Origin of the sequence: Filimonas lacunae (assembly GCF_002355595.1) — a bacterium.
GTDB classification, from domain to species: Bacteria; Bacteroidota; Bacteroidia; order Chitinophagales; family Chitinophagaceae; genus Filimonas; species Filimonas lacunae.
Window position 1 is genome coordinate 4,107,947 of the sequence record NZ_AP017422.1, and the last position, 25,816, is coordinate 4,133,762.

General features: G+C 47.3%; 17 protein-coding genes. 6 read left to right on the plus strand and 11 right to left on the minus strand.

The window, feature by feature from the left end; translation table 11 throughout:
* Positions 1 to 159 precede the first annotated feature (159 nt).
* Complete coding sequence (locus FLA_RS16275; protein ID WP_076377493.1) at positions 160 to 1,125, plus strand: sensor histidine kinase; 966 nt, start codon at positions 160 to 162, stop codon at positions 1,123 to 1,125.
* Between the two features lie 54 nt (positions 1,126 to 1,179).
* Here the strand turns inward: FLA_RS16275 and FLA_RS16280 are convergent, their stop codons facing one another.
* The 8 genes from FLA_RS16280 to FLA_RS16315 form a co-directional block, all read right to left on the minus strand.
* A complete protein-coding gene (locus tag FLA_RS16280) occupies positions 1,180 to 2,085 on the minus strand; it encodes a S1 family peptidase (protein WP_076377491.1) in 906 nt (301 codons plus the stop codon).
* A gap of 66 nt (positions 2,086 to 2,151) precedes the next feature.
* Positions 2,152 to 3,741, minus strand: coding sequence for a TlpA disulfide reductase family protein (locus FLA_RS16285; RefSeq protein WP_076377489.1), 1,590 nt, complete (start codon positions 3,739 to 3,741; stop codon positions 2,152 to 2,154).
* Between the two features lie 2 nt (positions 3,742 to 3,743).
* Positions 3,744 to 4,886, minus strand: a complete 1,143-nt coding sequence (locus FLA_RS16290; RefSeq protein WP_076377487.1) for a redoxin domain-containing protein — start codon at positions 4,884 to 4,886, stop codon at positions 3,744 to 3,746.
* A gap of 27 nt (positions 4,887 to 4,913) precedes the next feature.
* Entirely contained in the window at positions 4,914 to 5,894 is a 981-nt protein-coding gene (locus tag FLA_RS16295; protein ID WP_144263988.1) for a DUF1735 domain-containing protein, read from the minus strand.
* A 28-nt stretch (positions 5,895 to 5,922) separates the two neighbouring features.
* On the minus strand, positions 5,923 to 7,302 hold the full coding sequence (locus FLA_RS16300) for a RagB/SusD family nutrient uptake outer membrane protein (protein WP_076377483.1): 1,380 nt from the start codon (positions 7,300 to 7,302) through the stop codon (positions 5,923 to 5,925).
* Positions 7,303 to 7,312: 10 nt separating this feature from the next.
* A complete protein-coding gene (locus tag FLA_RS16305; protein ID WP_076377481.1) occupies positions 7,313 to 11,455 on the minus strand; it encodes a TonB-dependent receptor plug domain-containing protein in 4,143 nt (1,380 codons plus the stop codon).
* 51 nt (positions 11,456 to 11,506) lie between these two features.
* Positions 11,507 to 12,664 (minus strand): FecR family protein, encoded by a 1,158-nt coding sequence (locus FLA_RS16310; protein ID WP_076377479.1) that lies wholly within the window; start codon positions 12,662 to 12,664, stop codon positions 11,507 to 11,509.
* A gap of 70 nt (positions 12,665 to 12,734) precedes the next feature.
* The gene (locus FLA_RS16315) at positions 12,735 to 13,331 is read right to left on the minus strand and encodes an RNA polymerase sigma factor (RefSeq protein WP_076377477.1); all 597 of its coding nucleotides are present in this window, start codon (positions 13,329 to 13,331) and stop codon (positions 12,735 to 12,737) included.
* Between the two features lie 182 nt (positions 13,332 to 13,513).
* On the opposite strand from FLA_RS16315, the gene FLA_RS16320 reads away from it, so the two are divergent.
* The 5 genes from FLA_RS16320 to FLA_RS16340 all read left to right on the plus strand — a co-directional run bounded on the left by FLA_RS16320 (position 13,514) and on the right by FLA_RS16340 (position 22,087).
* Entirely contained in the window at positions 13,514 to 14,158 is a 645-nt protein-coding gene (locus tag FLA_RS16320; RefSeq protein ID WP_076377475.1) for an RNA polymerase sigma factor, read from the plus strand.
* 9 nt (positions 14,159 to 14,167) lie between these two features.
* Complete coding sequence (locus FLA_RS16325) at positions 14,168 to 15,358, plus strand: FecR family protein (protein WP_076377473.1); 1,191 nt, start codon at positions 14,168 to 14,170, stop codon at positions 15,356 to 15,358.
* 149 nt (positions 15,359 to 15,507) lie between these two features.
* Positions 15,508 to 18,774, plus strand: a complete 3,267-nt coding sequence (locus tag FLA_RS16330; RefSeq protein ID WP_076377471.1) for a SusC/RagA family TonB-linked outer membrane protein — start codon at positions 15,508 to 15,510, stop codon at positions 18,772 to 18,774.
* 27 nt (positions 18,775 to 18,801) lie between these two features.
* The gene (locus FLA_RS16335) at positions 18,802 to 20,181 is read left to right on the plus strand and encodes a RagB/SusD family nutrient uptake outer membrane protein (protein WP_076377469.1); all 1,380 of its coding nucleotides are present in this window, start codon (positions 18,802 to 18,804) and stop codon (positions 20,179 to 20,181) included.
* Positions 20,171 to 22,087 (plus strand): TlpA disulfide reductase family protein, encoded by a 1,917-nt coding sequence (locus FLA_RS16340; RefSeq protein ID WP_084206113.1) that lies wholly within the window; start codon positions 20,171 to 20,173, stop codon positions 22,085 to 22,087. The genes FLA_RS16335 and FLA_RS16340 overlap by 11 nt, the downstream gene beginning before the upstream one ends.
* Before the next feature lie 95 nt (positions 22,088 to 22,182).
* Here FLA_RS16340 and FLA_RS16345 read toward each other — a convergent pair whose 3' ends face one another.
* From FLA_RS16345 to prpB, 3 genes are read right to left on the minus strand one after another with little or no spacing between them, the layout of a single operon-like run.
* Positions 22,183 to 23,634 carry a bifunctional 2-methylcitrate dehydratase/aconitate hydratase gene (locus FLA_RS16345; protein WP_076377467.1) on the minus strand — a complete coding sequence of 484 codons (1,452 nt, stop codon included), beginning with the start codon at positions 23,632 to 23,634 and terminating at the stop codon, positions 22,183 to 22,185.
* A 25-nt stretch (positions 23,635 to 23,659) separates the two neighbouring features.
* Positions 23,660 to 24,814: a bifunctional 2-methylcitrate synthase/citrate synthase gene (prpC, locus tag FLA_RS16350; RefSeq protein ID WP_076377465.1), complete on the minus strand. Its 1,155-nt coding sequence runs from the start codon at positions 24,812 to 24,814 to the stop codon at positions 23,660 to 23,662.
* Positions 24,807 to 25,703, minus strand: a complete 897-nt coding sequence (gene prpB / locus FLA_RS16355) for a methylisocitrate lyase (RefSeq protein WP_170022679.1) — start codon at positions 25,701 to 25,703, stop codon at positions 24,807 to 24,809. The genes prpC and prpB overlap by 8 nt, the downstream gene beginning before the upstream one ends.
* Positions 25,704 to 25,816 lie beyond the last annotated feature (113 nt).

Genomic DNA, 25,816 nt, shown 5'->3' on the forward strand with positions numbered 1-25,816 from the left:
ATTTCCGGGTTCATTTTCTGGCAAAACGGGGGCTATACAATAATCCCCTGCAATCACAGGCATCTTTTGCACAAAGCATACAAAAGCTTACACAAATCAACGCATACCCTATCCGGACTTCTATCGCCTTTAACTTGCGTACAAAACCCCTGTATAGCCATGTTCGCTACTTCCCGTTTTGTGTGGTTGGTTCCTGTTCTGTGCCTTTGTGTTACAGTGGTGGCAAAGGCTCAGAAAGCCAATGAACTGATACGCCTGGAAACCCTGGCAGAAAGGGGAAGCAAAAATAGCGTTATCATAGGCATACTGGTGCTGATTGCCTTTTGTATTATCCTCTACAGCAACTACCGCACAAAGCACCAGGTGAACCGCCAGCTGCAAGCGCAGCAAAAAGAGATACATATACAGAATAACCAGATAAAAGAACTACTGGCAGAAAAAGAAGGACTGCTGGATGAAAAAGAGTGGCTGCTAAAGGAGATACATCACCGGGTAAAAAACAACCTGCAAATAGTAATGAGCCTGTTGAACAGCCAGAGCGCCTACCTCGACAATGAAGCAGCTATTGCCGCCATTCAAAACAGTCAGCACCGCATGTATGCCATGTCACTGATTCACCAGAAGCTATATCAGACAGAAAGCCTGGCCACTATTAATATGCAATGGTATGTGACAGAGCTGGTGAACTATATGGAAGATTGCTTTGGCACAACAGATAAAATTGTATTCAGCAAACAAGTAGAACCCTTGGAGCTGGACGCAGCCCAGGCTGTGCCCATTGGCCTTATTCTCAATGAAACGGTCAGCAACTCTATTAAATACGCCTTTCCCGCAAACCGGAAAGGCCATATCTATATCACACTCAAAGCACAGGATAACTGCTATCATCTTACTATTACAGATGATGGCATAGGCTTACCGGAAAACTTTGACATTACCACTGCCGGCTCATTAGGCATGAGCCTTATCTATGGCCTGAGCATGCAGTTAGATGGCGAGCTTACCATTGAAGGGGATAAAGGCTTTCATTTGAGTTTACAGTTTCGCTGCGAAGGCACACTGGAAAAAAAAATGCTGGCACAGACCACAGAAGAAGACATTACAGGCATGCACACTAATTTTTAATATCACTAAACAGTTAACAGCATGTTCAGCTGCCAACTGTTTAGTAATTAATACTTACCGTGTCAGCTTTTGTAAAGACGACACCGGGATAGCATTTTTAATGGTCATCTGGCTTTGTGGATGCCCCGTATTCATTTGTTCTATCACATGCGTGCTGGATACAATACCCACCAGGTTGCCATTACCATCCAGTATGGGGCCGCCACTGGCACCAACAGCAAACTCCGCTGTAATAGACAACAGGTTTCTATCAAAAGAGGCAACACCCGAAGGCCCACCCATAGATTGATTGTACTTGTCTGATACAATACCTGTAGTGATACTGTATAGCTGCTTATCCGAATTACTTAACACATAAATAGCTTCCCCTATAGTAGCATCTTTCGGCGCCAATGAAATATAAGGAAGTGTTTCCTGCTTCACATCCAGCTGTAGCACAGCCAGATCATCATGCTCAGAAAACATCAGTATTTTTCTCACGCCATATACCTTGCCATTACCCAGCCGCACCAGTAGCGTACCCCAGTCATGCATGGAATGGGAATGCGCATAACTATACAGTACATGATAGTTGGTGATAAAAACGCCATCCGCTGTAATCACAAAACCACTGGCATGGTTTAACTGCACACCCCGTAAAGGATTGGATACAGCACACATAGCCACCAGCCCTACCGCAGCCAGGTTTTGTTGATACAGTGCGGATGCCGACAATAGTTGCTTTTTGATAGTAACAGGCAATGCCACCGATACACGCGCAGGTGGGTTACTATCCAATATATTCAACACCTCTGCCGGCGTAATGGTTGGTCCCTCCGCTTTTCTCAATGAATCGGCACACTGCTTCAGTGGCGAAAAAATATCCTTTTCTGCATTGGGAAACTGGCAACGGGCTGTTACCGGTAAACAAAGAAAACTACTGACTACTAATCCAAAAGAAAAAATACGTTTGTATAGCATAGTATCCTGTTTTTTAAGGTCAGGAGCACACGAACTTTTTTGTGCCCCTGACCCTAAATGTACTTTTTAAATACCTTTTAATTGTAATAAAGTTGCTGCTGTAACCGGATCGGAAGCGCGGGTCATATAGGCATTGATAAGCTTACCCTTTGTATCAATCAACAAATAGCGGGGAATGGTATACACCTGCAATTCATCCAGGAAAGCTTTATCGCTGGCGATATACTGATCATACATACGCCTGGTAAAGCCCATTTCGTTGATCCATCTACGCTTACTTTCATCGCACGATACCTGTAGAAAAACGATATTCTTTTCTTTGAAAGCGGCTTTCAGCGAATCAAAGGCGGGAAATTCTTTTTTACATGGGTAACACCACGATGCCCATATATCCATCATGATATACTTGCCCGTATAGTTTTTCAGGTTCATGGCATTGCCCTCTTTATCTTCAAATGTATACCGGGTCATATCCAGGCCTGCCGCAACAGCGTCTTTTTTGGAGGCTTTTACTACCGGCTGCTGGCGGCTAAACACCGCTGTTAAAGTATCTTCCAGCTCCTGACCACGCAAATTGGTAGCGATGATATTGCCATTGGGATCGATCAGGAAATTGCTGGGTATCCCCTTTACACCATACACATCTGCCACTTTTTTCGTCCCTGCTCCAGTTTCGCGCAGCTGGCACCAGGGCAACGAATCTTTCACTACCGCTGCCATCCAACGCTCCGGCGAATCATCTACTGAAAAACCCAGCACCGTAAACCCTTTCGATTGAAAGGCTTTATACATCTTTAACACATTGGGATTTTCTTTACGGCAAGGGCCACACCATGAGGCCCAGAAATCGAGCAACACATATTTGCCACGGAAAGACTGTAACGAAACCGCCAGCCCTGTGGTATCCTTTTCAGAAAATACAGGTGCCGGACTTCCTAATTCCACGGAAGCCGCAGCGGCAAGTTCGGCCTGAAAAGCCTGACCACTGAACGATTGTTTTACATTATCGCCCAGCTGCGCAAACAGGTTTACCACCTTCGACTTTTCCTGCGGAATGTTATAAGCATTCTTTAACCATTCCAGCGCTACATGTGAATGCGTATGCTGCTGAAAAAAAAGCACCTCACATTGCAACTGATCCCTTTCCAACTGGTAAAATGCTTCGGTAACAACCTGTAATGAATCTTTATTCTTATCGCGGTAGGCCTTGCCATACCTTTCTCTTAGCGCGTCTTTTATCAGTGTTAAGGAGTCTTCCAGGTGATTGTATGCCTGTAAATCGTTATTCAGTGTAGTGCCACCAACACGGGCATGCTTCAACGTTTCGCCGGCAATAACCACAATATTCCCTTTTTCCAGGTACAGCGGGAAAGCTTCTTTCAGAGGCGTGTTTTCCACTGTTTTTCCAGGCGCTGGCAGGCATAGGAATGCCTTTTGCGGATGCAATGTTTTACCGGAAAATGTAAACTTCCCATTCTCATCCCGGGCAGAGTCAAAGGCTTTACTATCTGCATTCCTCCTATATAACAAATATAACTGCCGGCCCGGCTTGCCTGCTGCCATATGCACGGTTACTGTAAAGCGGGCTTCCTGTGCGGCAGCTACACACATGTTCAAACCAAAGGCCAGTAATACGCTTATCTTTTTCCCTTTCATATTTATAAGTATTTACGCAAGGCATCCATTAAATCCTGTCCACGCAGGTCTTTCGCAATGATTTTACCGGCAGGGTTCAGCAGAAAATTGGAAGGGATGGAATTGATCATATACAGCTTTGCCGGGGCGCTGGACCATCCGTTTAAATCGGACCATTGCGGCCATGTCATCCCTGCCTTTTTAAAAGCATTGATCCATTTGGCGCGTCCGTTATCTGCCTGCGCATCCAGCGATACGCCTATCACTTCAAAGTTTTTGTTTTTGAAAGCATCATACGCTTTTACCACATGGGGCATTTCTCTCAGGCAAGGCACACACCAGCTGGCCCAGAAATCGATCAATACATATTTACCTTTATAATCGCTCAGGTGATGCATGGTGCCAGCCGTATCTGTTAGTTGAAAATCCGGGGCAATGGAATCGATATCAATCCGGGCCGATTGCTTCAGCAACCCTCCATAGATCATACCTGTTCTGCTGGCTTTCAAATCATCGCTTAGATAGGCATAATATTGTTTTGCTTCCGACAGGTCGGTAACAGGGTTAATCCACCTTTTCAGTAAATCCAGGCTGGCCAATGCATTGGGATGTGCTTTTATAAATTCACCCATGGCCACCGTTTTCGCTTTCACTATCTGGTAGTATTCCTTTACAGCCGCTTCTTTTTGCACACTATCACCTTGTTCCAGCCGCTTTGCCCTGGCAGTTTCCAGGTTATTGTATTTCCACACAATGGCACGGGCAGCCTGCATCACATCATTGTTAACAGTACCTTTCACCACTACCGATTGCTGATCGGTGGGATGGAGCAATAAACTAATGGTACCTGTTTCCAGGTATACGCCAATCTGGTAGGCAGGCATGCCACCATGTTTTGCCACATACACATCCATCAATTCTCCATCAGGCGGTACAGCTACATAAGCCATCCCCTTCGTCTGCACACTTCCTTCAAACCGGAATTTACCATTCACCACTTTGGCCGAATCATGTAAGAATGCTTTATCACCACTGTAAAAAAGGTGCAGGGTAATATCTTTCGGGGCAGGTTGTACCGTGCCTTCTATTACATATTTTTCCTGCGCCTGAGCTGCAGACAGTAATGCCGTTGCCAATACCGCTGTAAGCCATTTTTTCTGTTTCATGTCTTATATGGTTTATACTTTGTTTTATTAAAATGGGAAGATGGAAAAATAAGCAGCCGAGCTATCCTTGCTTACCGGCACCGAATACACAGAACCAGTTTCACTGGTAAGTTTCACTGCCAGCAGGTAACTGGTATACTTTTTTAAGGAAGCAAAATTGGAAAGGGTAAGTTCTATACTATCCACTCCCTTTAGCGAGTTAGCCGGAATACGGATACGCTTATTAGCGATGCTGAAAGAGTTATCCGGGTAAGGTGTATAGTATCGGGAAAACTCGTACAACGTGGTAGTATCGTTGTAAACGCCTGCGTTCACATATACATCGGCAAACGGAAAGGGCGCATTTAAACCTACTGCTATTTTAATAACACCCGGCCCTGTAACACTGCCATCAGAGTTAATTCTTACAGAGGGGCTGAAGAACCACACACGGTTAAAAATAAACGGGTTGTTAGAACCTCCAGTCATCTTTGCTTTTAAAGTTTGAAAAGTCACCTGCACTTTATAAAAGATAACAGAGGGTTGCAGGCTAATACCACTTTTACCGGACAACCTTACCGGTACCAGGTAAATAGCACTGTCTTTTAATTGCGTGGCATTATTCAGCTGCACATGCAACGAATCTACAGACTCGGCATGCCCGGCTGCTATGGCAAATTTTCCGTTATTAGATGCCACAAAAGCATTGGCGGGTATAATAGGGTTGTTTTCAGAAAACATACTATTATAAGAAGTGATCAGTGCCGTATCTACCACAGCATATACCGTATCGTTGACACTAGCCGCAGCAGTAAGCTTCACTGGTATATTGGTGTAGGAATTGGTAACATGAAAGAAACTATCGTTTAATAACACAGCCACTGCATGTTCGTAGTAACTGGCATGCAGGCCTGCCATAGCTCCGCTTAATGCATCGAAATCGCTGGGTTTGTCTTTACGGCAGGCAGCTACCCAAAACAGCGCACTGACAAACAGCAGCAGGAATATTCTTTTATAGAGAGTATACATGGTATAGATAATTAATGCTATTAATAAATCACCTTGGATTTTGAACAATATTGAGGTTGTTGCTGATAACCAGCGGTGCAAACGGAAACAGGTATTTGGGCGATCCCGCCGGAAGCCTCGCCAGTTCAGTAGTACCACTGGTGCGGGTAAGGTCTTTTTGATAAGCCGCATCTTTGTTCAACCGTTTCAGATCAAACAGGCGCAAACCGCCATAATACACCAGCTCCCGTCTTCTTTCATCCAATACATAAGACAAAATGTTATCTGTAGTATAGGTTCGGGAGGTATAACTACTGGCAGTAAAGCGGTTTTTACGCAGCTGATCAACCAGCGCACCAGCATCGGCAACACTCCCTTTACGGGCCAGGCATTCTGCTTTTATCAGCATTACCTCCGGCACCCCCACACTATTATCTGTGGTAATAACCGATACGCCATTTAAAAAGCCACTGCGAAATATATCCTGGTAAAACAACCGGGTATAACGTAGGTCTGCTGTGCCTAGCAATGTTTTCAGCGTGGCACCTATCAGATGAGGAGCAGTATAGGTTTTATAGTATCCCCTGTCTATGCTAACACGGCCCAGCATAATTTCCGGATGTGCAGATAAATCAGTTAACTGGTTGGGCTGGAAATACTTTTTATTATAATCCAGCAGGGCACTTTGTAATTGCAGGGCAGAATCGGCAAAACGTTGCGCATCATCGTAATTGCCCATATACAAATAGGTTCTCGCCAGCAGGGCAAAACCGGATGCCTTGCCCGGATGAATGATATTCCTTCCCCTGGCAGGCAGGTAAGTGCTGTTTACTGCATCGGTAAGATCGGCCAATACCTGGTTGTAGGTTGTGGCTACGCTGGACCGGGCCGGACGCGCACTGGCATCCGGTGTTAGTATTAACGGTACAGCCAGATCGGTAGCCGCAGTGGTGGCATTATAAGCAGGGCCATATATATTAGCCAGTTGCAGGTAATACCAGGCACGATGTATTTTAGCTTCTGAAATAATTGTACTCCTGGTTTCTTCGGTATTCAGACTGTCCGCTTCTGCATTCCCTATCCTGTCCAGGATAATATTCAATTGCAGTATCCGGGAATAATAACCATTATACATCCAGTCCTGATCGGCCGATCCCCAGATGATACTGTTCCACAGGTAAGTGCGGCTGAAATTATTATCTGATTGCAAATGATTGTTCGACATGGTAATATCATCGGTGATCAGATCTGCCAGCAGGTTATTATTGGTACCCAGCGAGTCGTTGTTCAGCATTTCCTGGAAATCGGAAATTTTGGTAGGATTCACCGTTGTGGAAGAAGCCCGGATGTCCAGGAACTTTTTACAACTTACCAGCATCATCCCACCGGAAATACAAAGCAACAGGTATAGATATTTATACATTTTCATGATTGTCAATTTATAAGCCCAGGTTAAGCGTACAGGAATACTGACGAAGTATAGGGTTGCCTATTTTACCATCAGAGCCTACACGGGAGGGATCTATTTTGTATTTATTGCGCGCCCATACAGCCGCATTCTGCACCTGTAGTGTAAACATCAGTGAACTCAGTTTCATTCTTTTTACCAGGGCATCAGGCGCGTTCCAGCCAATCATTATTTCCTGCAAACGGATATTATCCGCCGTAATCACGTTGTTACTGGTGTTCTGTATCACGTAAGAACGGTTGCTGTTCACTCCCGAATTGGCAATGCGCGGTACATCGGTAAAGTTTTCATCACCTGGTTTGCGCCAGCGGTATTTAACAATGGCGCTTCTGTCGCCAATGCTGCTGTACGAGGGCATGTAATACTTCATTACATAGCCCCAGCTAAACACCATAGAGGTTCGGGCAAAAAAGCGTTTGAAGCTGAATTCATGTATCAGCCCGCCCGTCCACGGCGCTTTTAACACACCTGCATATACCAGGGAGGAAGCCAGCGTAGCGCTGTCAAAAGAAGCCGTTACCCCGCCTTTGGCATCATAGATCTGCGGATCGCCCTGGTTGTTAAGCCCGGCCCATTTATACGTCCACAGATTACTGGTATTATACCCGCTGCGTAAAGCAGTAGCATAACTGCTGGAGGCGCTATAAGCAGTAACAGGAACACTTTTGGCTACGTTTACATTATAAGCGCCGTTCAGCGTGAGCATATAGGAGAACGTTTTTGTTTTTACCAGCGTGTTTTTAAGAAAGAATTCAACGCCTTTATTAATAATGGTGCTGTAAGTAACCTGCGAGCTTACGCCGGTGGCAGGGTCGGTATAGGAAGGCACATAGCTGTTAAGGCCCGATGTGGTTTTGTTATAGTAACGCAAATCCAGCAGGTACCGGTCGTTGGCCATTCCAACAGCACCGTGGATTTCCCAGTTCACATTCTTCGGTGGCAGCGTGCTGAAATCGTTATTGGTAGCCAGGCTATACCCGTTTCCGGATGCCACATTAGTACCCATCATCAGGCTTAAGCCCTGGTAGGGACTGATATTCTGCATCAGGCCCCCCACTTTCAACGTAGTGATCTTTTTAGAATGGAAATAGGTTTCGCGAGCTATATCATATTCCAGCGTACCATTCAGCTGTGTTTCTCCTTCCGGCGATTTATTATAGTTCACTGCCACATTCAGCAGGTTATGCCGGAGCGATCCCTTCATACCCGCGCTCATATACCGTTGCTGGTAAGAGGTATCCTTGCTTTTATCTGTGCTGGAATACGTGGTAGTAGCACCCGATATTTTATTGGTGTTATAAGCCACATCCACAGCCAGCTTTTCACCTAATAACTTCCAGGTAAGCTTCTGGTAATAATTGATAGTGCTTTGTCCCTTTTGCTGGTTAGGCGATACGCCGTTTACCCAGATAGTATAATCGCCCCAGTACACCTGCTGATACCGGCTGTTGGTGTAAGCTACCGGCAGATCGGGCATTTTAATAACTCCCCGGCCCGCAGATAAGTACAGGGAATTGAAAAGACTACGGTCACCTTTGCGGTTAAAAAGCCGGTAAGTAATATCCAGTTTGTTATTAGACAATACCGCATAGGTGCCCTGCTGCCCATACAGGGGGCTGAGAGCATTGTTGATATCCCCACTGATAGTAAGCAGCCCATTGTAGTTGTAAGAAAGAGAGGCGTTATAGTTGATAGACCTGCTTCTGGAGGTATCGCCATTAACAGCAGTGACCAGTGTATAAGGATTGATGTTTACGCCACCGTATTGCTCAAATAAAGCATAAAAGTTTTTGATGCTGGCAGTATTGGATGGTGTGGGTAAAAAAACAGGTACACCGGTTTTAGTAGCCGGGTTATAGCCATATTGTGTGTAGCTGACCGGCTTCCACGAATAGGTGCTGGAGGCGCCCGCACCAACGGAAGCACTAAAGCTATGCTTCCCTATCTGTTTGTCGTAGTTTAAACCGGTACGTACATTCCAATCGCTTGTATGCCGGGTACCGGACATCATAATGTTACCCCAGGGTACATAAAAGTTGATGCTGCCACCTGGTGACAGTTCCCCGTAATTATCTACCAGCTGCCGCACGTAGCTGGACTGTTTATCGTAAAACGACTCTGTGGCATTTTTAGTTTGGGTAATATACACAGATGTTTTCCAGCTAAGATTATCCACCAGGTTCCAGCTCATGTTCAGCCTCGACTGCACTTGTCTTGTTCGGGCGGTAGCATTGTTTAACCGTGCATCTTCCAGCACGTTTACGCCATAGTTTCTATAACCACGCGACATAATTAAAGCATTGTAGTCGGGCGATAAAGCCGTGTTATCATATACATAATTGCCTTTGGCATCCAGCAACATCTGGTAGGGCTCTATAGCACTGCCTGCGGGATCGAAAGTGTATCCCGAAACAGCCGTACCCTGCCCATACTTTGCCAGCCAGTCAATTTTTAATTTACTATTGAGCAGGTTCCAGTGCGTATTCATATTAATACTGCCATCTTTGGAATGATTACCAATAGTGCTTTCCCGGCTGTTGTTATACATGCCTGTGATAGCAAAATTGTACAACCGGCCGCCGCCCGTGAGGGTTAATGTATGGTTTTGTTTAAAAGCATTTTGTTGCAGCAGCTGCAGTTGCTGCTCATTACTTAACCCACGCAACGAATCCCAGCTTTGGTTAAAAGCTTCTTCGGTGATCTTGCCCAGGTAACGCTGTGCCAGCAGGCGTGCAGCGGCACTGAGATTGGTGGCTGTAGGGTCCCGCCTGGTTTGAATTACAGAGTCGTAGTCTTTTACATAATCCAGGTAATCACCCGTATTCGTTTGCCTGTACTTGTCAGTAGTGTATGTAGGGGTAGGTGAAAAATAAAAGTTAGTAGCATAGTTTATCCGGATAGTACCCCGCCTGCCCCCCTTGGTTTTGATCATAATAATCCCCCCCGCAGCAGTAGCCCCCCATTTCACCAGCTCCCTGGGGTCTTTGATCACATCAATACTTTCCACGTTATTCATGGGATAATCGGCCGGAAAACCATCCTGCGGAAAGCCGTCAATAATCACCAGCATGCCCGAAGTATTACCGGAAAAACTGTTGGCCCCTCTTACCTGCGGCACTACCGTATTGGTTATAACAGTAGTAGTGATCAATACATAAATAGGCACAACATTGGGCGGATAAACAATAGTACCATCCAGCAGGCCATTAATAATGCGGTTGCCTTCTGTTTTACCTGCATAATTGAGAAACTCCTCTACACTCATCCGTACATAATCGGCCTTATAGATAACGCCACTGTTACTGGTTTGATATTGACGAAACACATCTACCGCCAACACTTTTTTGGTGGTGCTATTCACTATCTGCAGGCTCAACCCGGGCACGGTACCCTGCAGCACCTGGCCAAGGTTCATATAGCTGCGCATCGTCATATCCACCGAGGTGGTAGGGTCTTTTTTCTCCTGCTTAAAAGTTTCTACCTGTATGCCTTTTAAAAAGCCCGGTTGTTCTTTTAAACGTATCGCAAACATCTGCTCACCGCTAAACTCCACAGAGTCGGCAATAAATCCAATAGCACTCATCTTCAACACATCGTGGCTGGTGCCTGCTATATCAAAACTGCCATCTGATTGGGTAAGGGCCTGCAACCCGGGCCGGCTGAGGTTTCGTATAGATACGCCATGCAACGGGTTGCCGGCGCTGTCTTTTACCACCCCGTGAATCAATGAATCCTGGGTGGCCGTACTGGTTACCGCAGGCGCCAAAGTAGCCGGGCCACCTTTAGAAGCACGCACCTTTCGGGCAGTGAGCACAATAGTTTTACCGGAAATGGAATAATCAAAAGGCTGCGTGTGGAATATAGAATCCAATGCTGCCCGTAAGGGACAACTGGCAAGACGCAGGGACGCAATGGGCCGGGCATTTTCTATCAACTCATCTTTATAAAAAACATCAAAACCCGATTGCCGCTTTACTTCATTCATAGCCTGTGTAAAGCTGGCATTGGTAAGTTTGAGTGTAATGTTCTGGGCAGATGCAAAGTGCATGCTGAGGGCGAAAGAAAGCAACAGCAGCACTTTTAGCCCATGTGGTGATAAATAACGGGAAAGCATAGTTTTGGTATGTTTAAATGAAGAATCCTTTTTTGCCTGCTGGCAGCCGGCTTATCTTTTATTGCCAGCCAGCACTGTAACCGTATGGTCGGCAACCTCGAATTGTACGCCACTCAGCTCCAGCACCTTCAACACCTCCGCCAGGTTTTGACTCATGGAAATGCTGCCGGAGAATTTTGAATGCTGATCAAAACCTTTTTCAAACAGAACCTCTACGGCATACCAACGCTGTATTTTTCTCATAACGCCGCTGATATCTGCCCTGGTAAAAACAAACTTGTCGTTCATCCACGATACAATGCCGGACGTATCTGCTTCCGTTACGCGAATGCCCGGGTTTGCCTGTGCGGTAATGGCCTGCTGTCCGGGTTGCAGCAAACTTTGCTGCGTACCGCTGCGCACAGCCACCTTGCCTTGTAATAAGGTAGTGGCCGCTTCCACCTCATCGGAATAAGCATTGATATTAAAGCGTGTACCCAGCACCTGCACCTGTTGATGCGGGGTGGTTACTATAAAAGGCTGGTGCGGATTAGCAGCCACTTCCAGGTACGCTTCCCCGGTTATTTCCACGGTTCGTTGGGTACCGTTAAAAGCCAGCGGAAAGCGGATAGAAGAAGCCGTGTTCAGCCATACTCTGGAGCCATCGGGCAGTATTACATGGTATTGACCACCGCGTGGTGTGGCCAGGGTATTAAAGCCGGCAGGCCCCCCCTTTGCCTGCTGTTGGTAGCTTAGTTGCCCGCCGGAGAAGTTGAGGATCTTTACCCCGTTGGCATCTTCAATGGTGTTATTAGCTGTCTGGTTCAATACAATGGTTTGGCCATTGCTCAGGGTAAGCGTGGCTTTATCAGAAGCGGGTTGTATATGTGTAGCACTTTCCAGCCTGTCGCGCCTGGGTATATCACGAAATAGCCACCAGGTGCCGGCAACCGCCAGCAATACCACCGCTGCGGCGGAAAGATAGCGATACAAAGGCCACATATGGCGCAGGATGCCCTTGCGTTGTTGCTGCTGCCTTATCTTTTCCAGTATACGAATACGCTGCTCTTCGGTACCCATGCCACGCATAGCCCCTTCCTGCAACAGTTCCTCTATCACCGCATTGATCTCTGCATCATGCTGTACCGACCCCTGTAAAAACGCTTCCAGCTCGTTGGCTTTCAGTTGGGAAGTGAGGTATTCATTGAATTGTTGTGTCCACTTTTTCATGCCTGTTATCAGCTTCTGTGAACTAAAGACGACTAACCTTCTGTTTTGCTACTACACTTCTGCAAAAAAATTATAAAAAAGCCCGGAGAAGGGCTGCCAGCCAGATAAGATTGGTATTGTAGGGAAGTAGATATTCACGGATATGTTTGAGCGCCCGAACCATATGATTGCGCACTGTATGGACAGAAATGCCCAGTTCTTCGGCAATTTGTTCGTAAGTAAGCCCCTGCTCGCGGTTTAACCGGTACACCTGCTGCTGCTGGGCAGAAAGTCCGGCTACAGCGGCTTCCAGGATGGCCGATACTTCTTTTTCCATCAGCTGATCTTCGGGAGTGAATTCGTAGCCGCTGAAATAGTGTTGCAGCCGCTCTGCATGCTCCTTGCGTATACGCAGCTTTTTAAAATCGGAGAAAATATGGTTCCTCGCTAAAATAAACAGGTAGTTATCAAAACGGGTTACTGCGGTAAGTTCCTGACGCTTATTCCATATTTTCAGGAATATTTCCTGCACTACATCTTCTGCCATGGCTTCCGACTTGGTAAGCACAAGGGCTACGCTGTATATATTATCCCAGTATTGATTGAACAGTTCGGTAAAGGCAGCGTTATCGCCTGCCGCCACACGTTCCAGTAATTCGCTGTTATGATATGTAAGGTTACGGTTCAATGCAGTTGTGTCGCTATCCTATGGAGTATACGATGGTATGCGTGCAAAGTAAGCTGTTTTTATGAATTTACATACCGGTGTGCAGGTGATGATGGTCATATGCTTCTGGTAAAGCCATACCATACTTTGTGCGTTTTTACACTTACATTAGCGCTTTGTAAACAAACTGCGGTGTATATATATTGAAAGAGGAGCAGGAATATAGCAGCGGGCACGTACATGAAAACGAACAATTGTTATTGCAGCAGTTAGGAGGGCCTGAAACTGCGGCGTACCAGGCGTTTACCCAGGTGTATCATCGCTATTACCAGTTATTATATCAGTACATTTTTCCTTTCGCCCACCGTTCGGCTCTTGAAACCCAGGAAGTTATCCAGGTAGTATTTGTAAAGCTCTGGTTAAAGCGCGACATGCTATCAGGTGTACGTTATTTCAGGCCCTACCTGTTTCGTATGGCCCGTAACGCCGCCATGGACCTTTACCGGCAGCAGCGGCACCGGGATAAATACGAACAGCTTTCGGCCCATAACCGGGACGAACAAACCTGGCAAACAGAAAACGAACTGGCGTTGAAAGAGTATCATCACACCGCACAGCAGGCTATTATGCAGTTACCCGAAAGGCGACGTATGATTTTTCTGCTGCGCACCGTATCCGATCTTTCCCTCGATGAAATTGCCCAACAGCTATCGCTGTCGAAAGACGTGGTAAAAAAGCAGCTGTATTTATCGGTGGCTTTCATCAAACAACAATTATCAGAAAAAGGCGGAATCATTTTTTTCCTGTTCACCATCCTCTTTTCTTATGTAGCAGCGTCATTATGGTAACGTAGTTACATGCTTAACAAATCACTATTAGAAAAAATAGCGGCAGGCACAGCTTCGCCGCAGGAAACAGCTCAGTTTCAGCAATGGCTGCAAACGCTGAAGGAGACTGATTTGCGCGAAGCAATGCGGGCATGGGAAACTACCCTGCCCCAACCAATGGCTGCACCACAGGGCGACGAAGCAGTATTACAACAGATTACGCAAACCCTGCAACAGCAGGGCGCATTATTACATACGCACAAACGTTCGGGGGGACGTTTACGTGCTTTGGGTTGGTCAACAGCAGTTGCGGCGGCTATACTATTAGTAGTAGCCGCTGGCACCTGGCTTTTGATCACTCCTAAAGATCAGCCGTCATCGCCGGTAATAGCTGCAGCCGATAAAGCGCCTGCTACCGGCAGGGCTACCCTTACACTGGCCAGCGGTAAGGTGATTGAACTGAACAATAACACGAATGGCACCGTAGCACGCGAAGGCGGTATTACCATTGTAAAACTGGATAGCGGCCAGATAGCTTACCAGCCGGACATCACCGCCGGCGATGACGCTGCCGGATGGAACACTCTTAGCACCCCCAAAGGTGGCCTGTTTCAGGTGGTATTACCCGATGGCACTAAAGTGTGGCTCAATGCAGCTTCCAGCTTACGCTATCCCTCTCGTTTTACCGGCGCTAACCGCACGGTAACGCTTGCAGGAGAAGCCTATTTTGAAGTAGCAGCCAACAAGGCCATGCCGTTTATAGTAACTACACAGCAACAACAGGTGCAGGTGTTAGGCACTGCTTTTAACATCAATGCCTACAGCGATGAAGATGCCACCCGCACCACCCTGCTACAGGGTAGCGTTCGGGTGCAAACCACTACCGCTGGCAATGCCAGCTGCCTGTTAACACCGGCCCAACAAGCGGTTGTAAACACAGGCGGGTTAACCGTAACCAGCCCCGACATGCAACAGGTAATGGCCTGGAAAGAAGGCGAATTCCGTTTCCAGCATATGAAAATAACCAGCATTATGCGGCAGATTGCCCGCTGGTACGATGTGGAAGTGGAATACAGCGGCCCGGTGCCCGGTAATGAATTTTATGGAGTTATCCCACGTAAAGAATACGTGTCGCAGATATTAAAAGCTTTATCACTTACCAAAAACGTGCATTTTATTATGAGAGGGAATACTATCGTAGTTATGGCCGGGCCTGCTTAAAACCGGCGCCACATAACACTTTTAGACTGTAAGGTAAGCACATAAAAAAGCCGGAAGCGTCTGCTCACGCCGCCGGCCAAAAGTGTGGGCTTACTGTAATGCCATCTTGCGAATAACAAAAACGTGTAAACTCCAAACCACACAAAAGTATGAAACTGCTATTGGTTATGAAACTATCTGCTATTTTCTTATTAGCAGCCACCTTGCAGGTGAGTGCCCGGTCTTATTCCCAGAAAGTATCTATTTCGGGGAAAGACCTTTCGCTGAGCCGGGTATTTGAGCTGATTAAACAACAAACCGGCTACGCCTTTGTAGCCGACCAGTCTGTGCTGGCGCATGCGCCGGCGGTTACGCTGAACGTAAAAGAAGCGCCGCTGGAAGAGGTATTAAAAACCTGCCTGCGCAACCAGGCTTTAACCTATACCATTACGGATAATATTATAGTCATTGCCCGCAGCACCAGTAACAAGGCGGCCGATGCCCTGAACAGTTATTATGTTCCTCCGGCAGCCGAACAGCTTACCGGCACTGTGGAAGATGAAGCAGGACAACCTTTGGCCGGTGTGGCAGTATTGCTGAAAGCGGTAAAGAAAACCGTGCAAACAGACGCGCAGGGGCGTTTTGTTTTTGCGAATATTGCCCCCGGCCAATACACTTTACTGTTTACCAACATAGGCTATGCGGACCAACAGCTGACCATTACCCTACAGGCGGGCATGCCACCCGTGCGTGTAATACTCGCTCCTTCTGTTAACAAGCTGGACGAAACAGTGGTAAAAGGGTATTATCAAACATCCCGCAAACTAAACACCGGTAACGTGGCTACCGTGAAATCAGACGATATAGCCCGCCAGCCCGTAGGCGATCCCCTGGCTGCCTTACAGGGCCGCGTAGCAGGCCTGTTTGTAAACGCTTCCAATGGTTTACCCGGCGCCGGCTTTACCGTAAGGTTACGTGGCCAGAACTCGCTGGTAAATGGAAACGACCCATTGTATATTATTGATGGCGTGCCTTATACTTCTGACCCGCTGGACCAGTTTACCAGCGCTAACGGCAAGCAAAGTCCATTAAGCCTGATTAACCCGGCCGACATTGAGCGCATGGATATATTGAAAGATGCCGATGCCACTGCCATTTATGGTTCGCGTGGCGCCAATGGCGTTATCCTCATTACTACCCGCAAAGGCAAAGCAGGCAAAACCCAGTTTAACTTCAATGTATATACCGGTGGCAGTAAAGTAGTGCACATGCTGCCCATGCTCAATACCACTGAATACCTGCAAATGCGGAAAGAAGCATTTGCCAATGATGGCATTACACCTAATGCCGATAACGCGCCCGACCTGTTCACCTGGAGCAATCAGCAAAGCACCGACTGGCAGAAGTATATGTTCGGACACACCGGTAAAGTAACGCAGGCAACTGCTTCCATATCTGGTGGCAGCGCCCAAACACATTTCATGTTCAGCACCACCTACCGTAAAGAAAACACGGTGCTGGCGGGCGATGCAGGCTATCAGCGCGGTTCAGCACACCTGAACATTGAACACAACAGCAACGATAACAGGTTTAACATTACTGCTTCTGTCAACTTCACCACAGATAAGAACAACTCCCTATCTGCTGACATTACCCAGTTTTACGATCTGTCGCCCAACTATCCTTTATACGATTCTACCGGTAACTATTACTGGTTTAAAACCACCGCACAAAACCCGGCAGCTTACCTGGAAAGAAAATCCATTTCGCGTACCACCAACCTCCTGGCCAGTTCTACCATACGCTATACGCTGTTACCAGGCCTGAACCTGAAAACCAGCCTGGGCTATAACCAGGCCAATTCGGACGTGGTGCAAACCTACCCGGACATTTCGTTAAACCCCGTTACCAGCACCGGCAGTTTCAGCTATTTTGGCAATACCACTTTGCGTTCGTACACCATAGAGCCGCAGGTAGATTACAACATAGTGGCAGGCCCCGGCAAACTGCAATTACTGGCAGGCGCTACCTGGCAGCAAAGCGTGCGGGAAGGCAGGAACCTGCTGGGTGAAAACTTCCCCAGCGATAAGTTACTGGAAGATATCGCCTCTGCCGGCAGCATCACCAACCGCAACCCCGGCGTGTACCAGTTTTACCGCTATACGGCTGGTTATGGAAGAGCCAACTATAACATACAGGACAAATACATTATCAACGCCACTTTCCGCCGCGATGGCAGTACCCGGTTTGGCAGTGGCAGGCGCTTTGGCAACTTTGGTGCATTAGGCGCTGCCTGGATATTTACCAATGAATCATTCTTTCCATCCAACAGCATTGTCAGCTTTGGTAAACTACGTGCCAGCTATGGCAGCTCGGGCAACGACCAGATGGGTGGTTATTACGACTACCTCGATAGCTGGAGCCCCGTGAGTTATCCTTATGACGGCGTTTCTGGTTTAACCCCTTCTCGTATTGCCAATCCTTACTTTAGCTGGGAGCGAAATAAAAAGCTGGAACTGGCATTGGAAACCGGCTTCTTTAAAGACCGCATTTTGCTGAACATTAACTACTATCGCAATATTTCTGATAACCAGATACTGGATTATGCCTTATCTCCACAGGCGGGCCGTCCATCCGTTACCGTAAACTTCCCGGCTACTGTATTAAATACCGGCCTGGAACTGGAATTGAACACTACCAACATTCAGCGTAAAAACTTTACCTGGAAAACATCTGTAAACTTTACCCTTCCCAGCAATAAGCTGCAGCGGTATGACGACATAGCCAACTCTTCTTACAATAATGTATACGTGGTGGGCAAGTCGTTAACCATTGTAAAAGGCTATCAGTTCACCGGCGTAAATCCATCTACCGGTGTAGCTGAATTCCAGGATGTAACGGGCGATAACCGCGTATCGGAATACGACGATTATGTAGTAATGGGTAAAACGATGCCGGACTACTATGGTGGTTTACAAAACAGTTTCACGTACAAGAACCTGCAACTCGATTTCCTGGTACAGTTAGTACACCAGGAAGGCCCTACTGTGCATTACAGCAGGCTGGCCTCTCCTATTGGTATTATGGTGAACCAGGATAAAGATGCGTTACGCCGCTGGCAGAAAGCAGGTGATATTACCGACATTCCCCGGGCCAGCTTAACAGCAGGCAATGCCGCTTACGATGCGTATAGCAATTACTACCGCCTGTCTACCGCTGCATGGGGTGACGCTTCTTATATCCGTTTAAAGAATGTATCGCTGCGTTACGATCTCAGCAGTTATGTGAAAAAATGGAAGCTCAGTGGCCTGAGTGTATATGTGCTGGCACAAAACCTGTTCACCATCACCAGCTACGATGGCTTTGATCCGGAAACACAGGGACGCGTGCTGCCACCCTTAAAAACCATTACCGCCGGTTTACAATTATCGTTTTAACCAAAACACTGTACAAACCTGATTAGTATGAAACGAATATACCTGATAGCTGTTGCAGCCTTATCCATAGCAGGAAGTGCCTGCAACAAATACGTAGATACTCCCTTACCCAAAACAGAGCTGGTATCGGAACTGGTTTTCACTACCGATAAAACAGCCACTGCCGCAGTAGTGGGCGTATACTCAGAAATGAACGGATTCAATTACCAGTTTCCGAATGTGCTGGTGAACTTTTTGCCGGCCATGGGTGCAGATGAGTTATACTACTATACCACCTTTGCCACCTTTGATGTGTTTAAAAATAATGCCTTACTACCCAGTAGTCAATATGTGTTAACCATGTGGACACAGCCTTACTATTACATCTATAACGCCAATGCCTGTATAGAAGGGCTGCAGGCGGCTACCGGTTTAACAGAATCGTTACGGAAGCAGCTGCTGGGCGAATCTTATTTCCTGCGCGCTTTCTATCATTTTTACCTGGTGAACCTGTATGGCGATGTGCCTTTGATCACTTCTACGCATTACGAAACCACTTCGCTGCAACCGAGGGCTAAAACCTCCCAGGTATATGAAACCATTGTAAGCGATCTGAAACAGGCGAAGGAACTGATGAACGATGCCTATCCTTCCGGCAACCGAGTGCGCCCTAACAAAGCCGTAGCTACCGCCATGCTGGCGCGCGTGTATCTGTACCTGCACCAGTGGCAGGCTGCCGAAACAGAAGCATCGGAAGTCATCAGCAATAATAATTATGCGTTGCTGAGCAATTTAAACCAGGTGTTCCTGGGCAACAGCAAAGAAGCCCTATGGCAGCTGCAACCTGTAAACATCAGCGGCGGCCGCAACACCTGGGAAGGTTTTACGGCTACACCTGCTACCGCTACTTCCACTCCGCTGTACCGACTGGACAGCACCCTGGCAGCCGCTTTTGAACCCGGTGATGCCCGTAAAGCCAACTGGACCGGCAGCAGAACTTTAAGCACTGGTGCTACCGTGTATTTCCCTTATAAGTATAAAATACGCACCAACACAGCAGGTGTAACCGAATATTCTATGGTAATGCGTTTGGCAGAACAATACCTGGTACGCGCAGAAGCCAGGGCACAACAGGATAAGCTGAGCGATGCCCGTGCCGATCTCGACACACTACGCCACCGGGCATTACTGACTTCCCTGCCCGAAACATTGGATAAAGACGGCGTATTGCTGGCTGTGGAACAAGAGCGCAGGGTGGAACTGTTTACCGAATGGGGACACCGCTGGCTGGACCTGAAACGTACCCAAAGAGCCGATGCTGTATTGGGCGCACGTAAAGGCACTAACTGGCAATCGAAAGATACCCTGTATCCGATACCAGCAGATGCGATTAAATCAAATCCACATTTAACACAAAATGATTACTAGGTTCCCGTTCACCCACCACACCGCCCTATACAGGGTGGTGCTGGCTGGGATTACCTGGTGTGCAGGCTCCTTATATGCACAAGGGCAAACGGTAAGCATTTTGCCGCAATACCCGCATGCAGGTGATCCCGTTACCATTACCTATACGCCTGCCACTACTAAAGCCGATACGCCACAGCTTGTATTTACCACTTCCAACTTTTACGAGTTGCCGGTGACAATGCCTATGCAAAAAGCAGGAGGCGCATGGATAGCAGGCTTTCCTTTACAGCGCTATGCCACTTATGCCACCTTCTTTATTAAGCAGGGCAACGATACCATACGAACAGCCGAAGGCAGGCATTTTGCTATTGCCGTATATACCGCCAATAATGTACCGGTAAAAAACGTGCGTATGTACCAAAGCGGCAGCCTGGCCGTGCAATTACGTAAAGCCCCTGACCTGCTGCAACAACAACAGCAACTGTTACAGGAAGAGCTACACGATTACCCGGATAATTACGAAGCCCGGGTACGACTGTATCAGAACCAGGTAACACAGGCTGCAGAGCCAGAGAAAACCGCTATTCGCCAACAGGCCTATGAGTATATAGCACGGAAGTTGGAAGCAGATCCTGTCGAGAACATGAACCTGGCCACCATGGGCTATCTCATTATGGGTGGCAATCGCACAGACTCTGTATACCAACTTATTAAAACCCGCTTTGCCCACACCGCAACAGGCACAGAAATGCGCGTGGAAGAAATGGTGAAAGAAAAAGACGTTGCCAAACGGGTAGCTATGCTGGAAAAAGAAATAGCCAGTGCCACCCCGCAAAACGCCAAAGGACTTACGGGAGCGCATGAAGCCTTGTTTCAATACTATGCCGCAAAAGGAAATGCCACCAAAGCATTATATCATGCCAGGCATAGCTATAACGTAAATAGTCCTTACCTGCCCCGCCAGATACAGGAAATAACAGAAACACTGGCACTCCAGGGCCTGGCCCCCGACTCAGCTTTGCAATATGCGCGATGGAGCTACCAGCTGTCAGACACCTTCCCTGCCGGCCTTATCCGCTACTTTAAAGAAACCGGGCATATTCCTTCTTACGTGCCGGATGCCACACGCCACGCTGTACATCGTGGCGCTGCTGCCACCAGTCTGGCCCTCACCGGTATCATTTATGCCAACAGCCACAACAACACACAGGCACAGAAATACCTGGATAGCGCCTTAGCATTACAGGCAGATGAAAAAGTGTTATTATATGCAGCCACCGGCTATGAAAAGATACAGCAATACGAAAAAGCATTTCATTTATACAGCAGGCAGGTACAGCATAACACAGTAACAGACACGACACTGGTTACAGCAGCACACCGCAGTTACATGCTCTGGAAAAACGGGGACAGCACCGGCTGGCCTGCGGAATGGAAACAGATACAACAGCAACGCAGTATACGGTTACGGGAAGAAGCGCGTACACAACTGTTATATGCGAAAGCCCCTTCACTGGAAGGCATTGTAACATTAGCTGGCAAGCCGGTATTGCCCGACACCTTACAAGGCAAAATTGTGTTGATTGATTTTTGGGCCACCTGGTGTGTACCTTGTATGCAGGAAATGCCTTACCTGCAAAAGGTATATGATACGTACCGGAATAACCCGCGTGTGCAAATGATGATCATTAACAGCGGAGCACGCAATACACTGGCAGATGCACAAGGCTGGTGGGGCAATAAAAAATACAGTTTCCCGGTATATTTCCACACCAATAGTGCCGTAGGCGATGTGTTTGGCTTTACAGTGATACCGGCATTGTATATTATTGACAGCAAAGGGAAATTACAATATAAACATATAGGCTACGAAGGCCCACAGGTAGAAGAACATTTGAAAGCCGTGATAGACGAATTGTTGTAAGCTTTTCCCTTGGGTTTATCGGTGATAAAAAAAGCATTAATCCCATGATTAATGCTTTTTTGCTTTTGAAACCAGTATGCTTTTAAAAACAGAACTTAGATCACAAACAGATCTGTAAACACATGCACATCCAGTGCGGCAACTTTAGCAAAGTCCAGCGTATGCTGCTGTATGAGCAACTGTTGCTTCTCCGGAAATATACGCGCCAGGTTAATCTTATACTTTTGAATTAACTCAGGTATGCCTTCGCTTCTTCTGCGCCTGTGTCCTATTGGGTATTCCACCACTACTTCACTCAGCACGGTGCCATCGTTCAACTCTACCGTAAGCGCATTGGCAATAGAGCGCTTTTCCGGATCGTGATAATCTTTTGTGAATTGCGGATCTTCCACACACTGCATTTTATCACGTAGCAGGTCTATCCGTGTATCAGCGGCGACACTATCCTCATAATCAGCAGCTGTCAGTCGGCCATATAATAACGGCACAGCTATCATGTACTGAATACAATGATCCCTATCGGCCGGGTTATTCAGCGGGCCTTTTTTATCAATAATGCGAATAGCTGCTTCATGTGTGCGGATGGTGATGCTACGTATATCGTCGGTTGATTTTCCGGCAGCTTTCAATACCCCGTGTAACGTCATCGCAGCTTCCACAGCGGTTTGTGAATGAAATTCAGCAGGAAAAGATATTTTAAACAATACATTTTCCATTACATAAGAGCCATAGTTACGTTGAAACTGAAAGGCGTTTCCTTTAAAAGACACATCATAAAAGCCCCAGGTTTTAGCAGTAAGCACCGATGGGTACCCCATCTCTCCTGTTTGCGCTATCAGTGCTAATCGTACTGCACGGGACGTAGCGTCTCCGGCAGCCCACGATTTACGGCTACCCGTGTTAGGCCCATGCCTGTAAGTGCGCAGCGATTGCCCATCTACAAAAGCCAGGGATACGGCATTGATCAGCTCTTCCCTTGACAAGCCCAGCAATTTACCAACCACTGCGGTGGATGCCACTTTCACCAGTAACACGTGATCTAAACCTACTTTATTAAACGAATTTTCCAGGGCCAGAACACCTTGAATTTCGTGCGCCATAATCATCGCTTCCAGCACCTGCTTTACTTTTAACGGCGCTTTACCGTTAGCTACAGCGGTACGCGAAAGCCAGTCGGCAGTAGCTAATATGCCACCCAGGTTATCGGAAGGATGCCCCCATTCCGCAGCAAGCCAGGTATCATTAAAATCCAGCCAGCGTATGATAGCGCCGATATTAAACGCAGCCAGCACAGGGTCTAATTGAAACTGTGTACCCGGCACTTTAGCGCCATGCGGCACAACAGTGCCTTTTACCACCGGTCCCAGCAGTTTAGTACAGGCGGGATAAGTAAGGGCTTCAAAGCCGCAGCCTAATGTATCCAGCAAACAGTAATGCGCTGTTTGCCAGGCAAGTTCGTTTTCTATGCTATAAGAAAGTACGTAATCAGCAATATCCACCAACACCTGGTCTGGTTGCGGACGTTCGTTAGAAATATGGGAAGACATAAAGGATATTATTTTTGAAATGAAATTAGCGTTGCTCTAATGGAATATAATCGCGGTTTTCAGGGCCGATATAGTTAGCGCTGGGCCGGATAATTTTACCATCCTGCCTTTGTTCAATAATGTGCGCGCTCCAGCCGGTTACCCGCGAAATCACAAACAACGGTGTAAACAACAACGTAGGCACGCCCATCAGATGATAGGAAACCGCCGAAAACCAATCGAGGTTGGGGAACATTTTTTTCTCGTTCCACATCAGTGTTTCCAGTCGCTCTGCCACCTGGAACAACAGCATATCCCCTGCTTCTTCCGAAAGCTGTTTGGCCACTTCCTTGATCACTACATTCCGGGGATCTGAGATCGTATAAACCGGGTGCCCGAAGCCTATGATCACTTCTTTACTTTCCAGCCTTTTGCGAATGTCCGCTTCGGCTTCGTCCGGCGAAGCATACCTGCTTTGTATATCATAAGCCACTTCATTGGCGCCACCATGTTTGGGCCCCCTCAGCGCACCAATAGCGCCGGTAATGGCGGAGTAAAAATCAGACCCCGTACCGGCAATAACGCGACTGGTAAAAGTAGAAGCATTGAACTCATGCTCTGCATATAAATTCAATGAAATCTGCATCGCTTTTTCCCACGAAGCAGGCGTCTTTCTCCCGTGCAGTAACGTAAGAAAATGACCACCGATAGAATCGTCATCTGTTTCTACCTGTATCTCCTTTCCATTATGAGAGTAGTGATACCAGTACAGTAAAGCAGAACTGAAACAGGCTAGTAGTTTATCTGCAATATCCCGGGCGCCCGCCAGGTTATGATCATCTTTTTCGGGCTGTATACTTCCAAAGGCAGATACAGTAGAACGCATCACATCCATCGGATGGGCGGATGTGGGAATTTGCTGCAGGATATTCTTTACAGAATGCGGCAGCCCTCGCAGTGATTTCAGCTTGGCTTTATAAGTAGCCAGCTGTGCCTTGTTGGGCAAAGTGCCATAGATAAGCAAATACGCGACTTCTTCAAACTGGGCTTTGCCGGCCAGGTCAAGAATATTGTATCCACGGTAGTGCAGGTCGTTGCCGCTTTTACCTACACTGCAAAGTGCAGTATTGCCTGCGGCCACCCCGGAAAGCATCACGCTTTTTTTGGGCTTAAAAGATTCGGAAGCGGTATCGTTAGACATTTTTGTTCTTTTTAAAAAGTTCATCCAATTTTTGTTCGTAGCTGTAGTATCCGATAGAGCGGTACAGCTCTTCTCTGGTTTGCATGGTGTTTAACACCTGCTGCTGTGTGCCATCTTTCCGTATGTGCTGGTAAACGTTCTCTGCCGCTTTATTCGCTGCCCGGAACGCTGAAAGCGGGTAAAGCGCCATCGCCACCCCGGCATCGTGCAGTTGCTCTGTTGTGTACATCGGAATCATTCCAAACTCAGTGATGTTAGCCAACACCGGCAGGCCTGTAGCATCTGCAAACTGCCGGTAGAGCGCGAGTTCCGGCACCGCTTCGGCAAAAATGAAATCTGCACCCGCCTCTTTATACGCCACCGCCCGTTCCAGTGTTTTTTCCAGCCCTTCGGCTGCAAAAGCATCTGTACGGGCACCGATCACAAACTGCGCATCTGTTCTGGCATCTACGGCAGCTTTCAGGCGATCCACCATTTCTTCCTTACTTACCACTTCTTTACCGGGACGATGACCGCAACGCTTGGCCCCCACCTGGTCTTCTATATGTAATGCCGCTGCCCCTGCCCGTATCAAAGACTTTACCGTGCGCGCTACATTAAAGGCTGAAGGACCAAAGCCCGTATCAACATCTACCAATAAGGGAAGGGAACACACATCTGTGATTCTGCGGATATCGATAAGCACATCTTCCAGCTGGGTAATGCCCAGGTCAGGAATGCCCAGCGATCCGGCAGCCACCCCGCCTCCTGAAAGATAAATAGCCTGAAAACCTGCCTGCTGGGCCAGCAACGCATGGTTGGCATTGATGGCCCCCACAATCTGAAGCGGAAACTCTTTTTTTAATGCATCCCGGAAGGCAAGCCCCGGAGATGGTAATACTGGATTCATACTCATATGGCTGTTAACAATTGAAAACGGTGTTATTACAACTATGTCTTACAAGCGCTTCGTAAGCTTTGCGATAAGGCAGGCAGGATAAAAGGAATAAAGGCATGAAACTA

Coding starts and splice junctions, on each gene's coding strand:
- FLA_RS16285 (WP_076377489.1), bottom strand. CDS start 3,741: ATGAAAGGGAAAAAGATAAGCGTATTACTGGCCTTTGGTTTGAACATG.
- FLA_RS16295 (WP_144263988.1), bottom strand. CDS start 5,894: ATGTATACTCTCTATAAAAGAATATTCCTGCTGCTGTTTGTCAGTGCG.
- FLA_RS16300 (WP_076377483.1), bottom strand. CDS start 7,302: ATGAAAATGTATAAATATCTATACCTGTTGCTTTGTATTTCCGGTGGG.
- FLA_RS16345 (WP_076377467.1), bottom strand. CDS start 23,634: ATGTCTTCCCATATTTCTAACGAACGTCCGCAACCAGACCAGGTGTTG.
- FLA_RS16330 (WP_076377471.1), top strand. CDS start 15,508: ATGAAACTGCTATTGGTTATGAAACTATCTGCTATTTTCTTATTAGCA.
- FLA_RS16280 (WP_076377491.1), bottom strand. CDS start 2,085: ATGCTATACAAACGTATTTTTTCTTTTGGATTAGTAGTCAGTAGTTTT.
- prpC (WP_076377465.1), bottom strand. CDS start 24,814: ATGTCTAACGATACCGCTTCCGAATCTTTTAAGCCCAAAAAAAGCGTG.
- FLA_RS16325 (WP_076377473.1), top strand. CDS start 14,168: ATGCTTAACAAATCACTATTAGAAAAAATAGCGGCAGGCACAGCTTCG.
- FLA_RS16305 (WP_076377481.1), bottom strand. CDS start 11,455: ATGCTTTCCCGTTATTTATCACCACATGGGCTAAAAGTGCTGCTGTTG.
- FLA_RS16340 (WP_084206113.1), top strand. CDS start 20,171: ATGATTACTAGGTTCCCGTTCACCCACCACACCGCCCTATACAGGGTG.
- FLA_RS16310 (WP_076377479.1), bottom strand. CDS start 12,664: ATGAAAAAGTGGACACAACAATTCAATGAATACCTCACTTCCCAACTG.
- FLA_RS16275 (WP_076377493.1), top strand. CDS start 160: ATGTTCGCTACTTCCCGTTTTGTGTGGTTGGTTCCTGTTCTGTGCCTT.
- prpB (WP_170022679.1), bottom strand. CDS start 25,703: ATGAATCCAGTATTACCATCTCCGGGGCTTGCCTTCCGGGATGCATTA.
- FLA_RS16290 (WP_076377487.1), bottom strand. CDS start 4,886: ATGAAACAGAAAAAATGGCTTACAGCGGTATTGGCAACGGCATTACTG.
- FLA_RS16335 (WP_076377469.1), top strand. CDS start 18,802: ATGAAACGAATATACCTGATAGCTGTTGCAGCCTTATCCATAGCAGGA.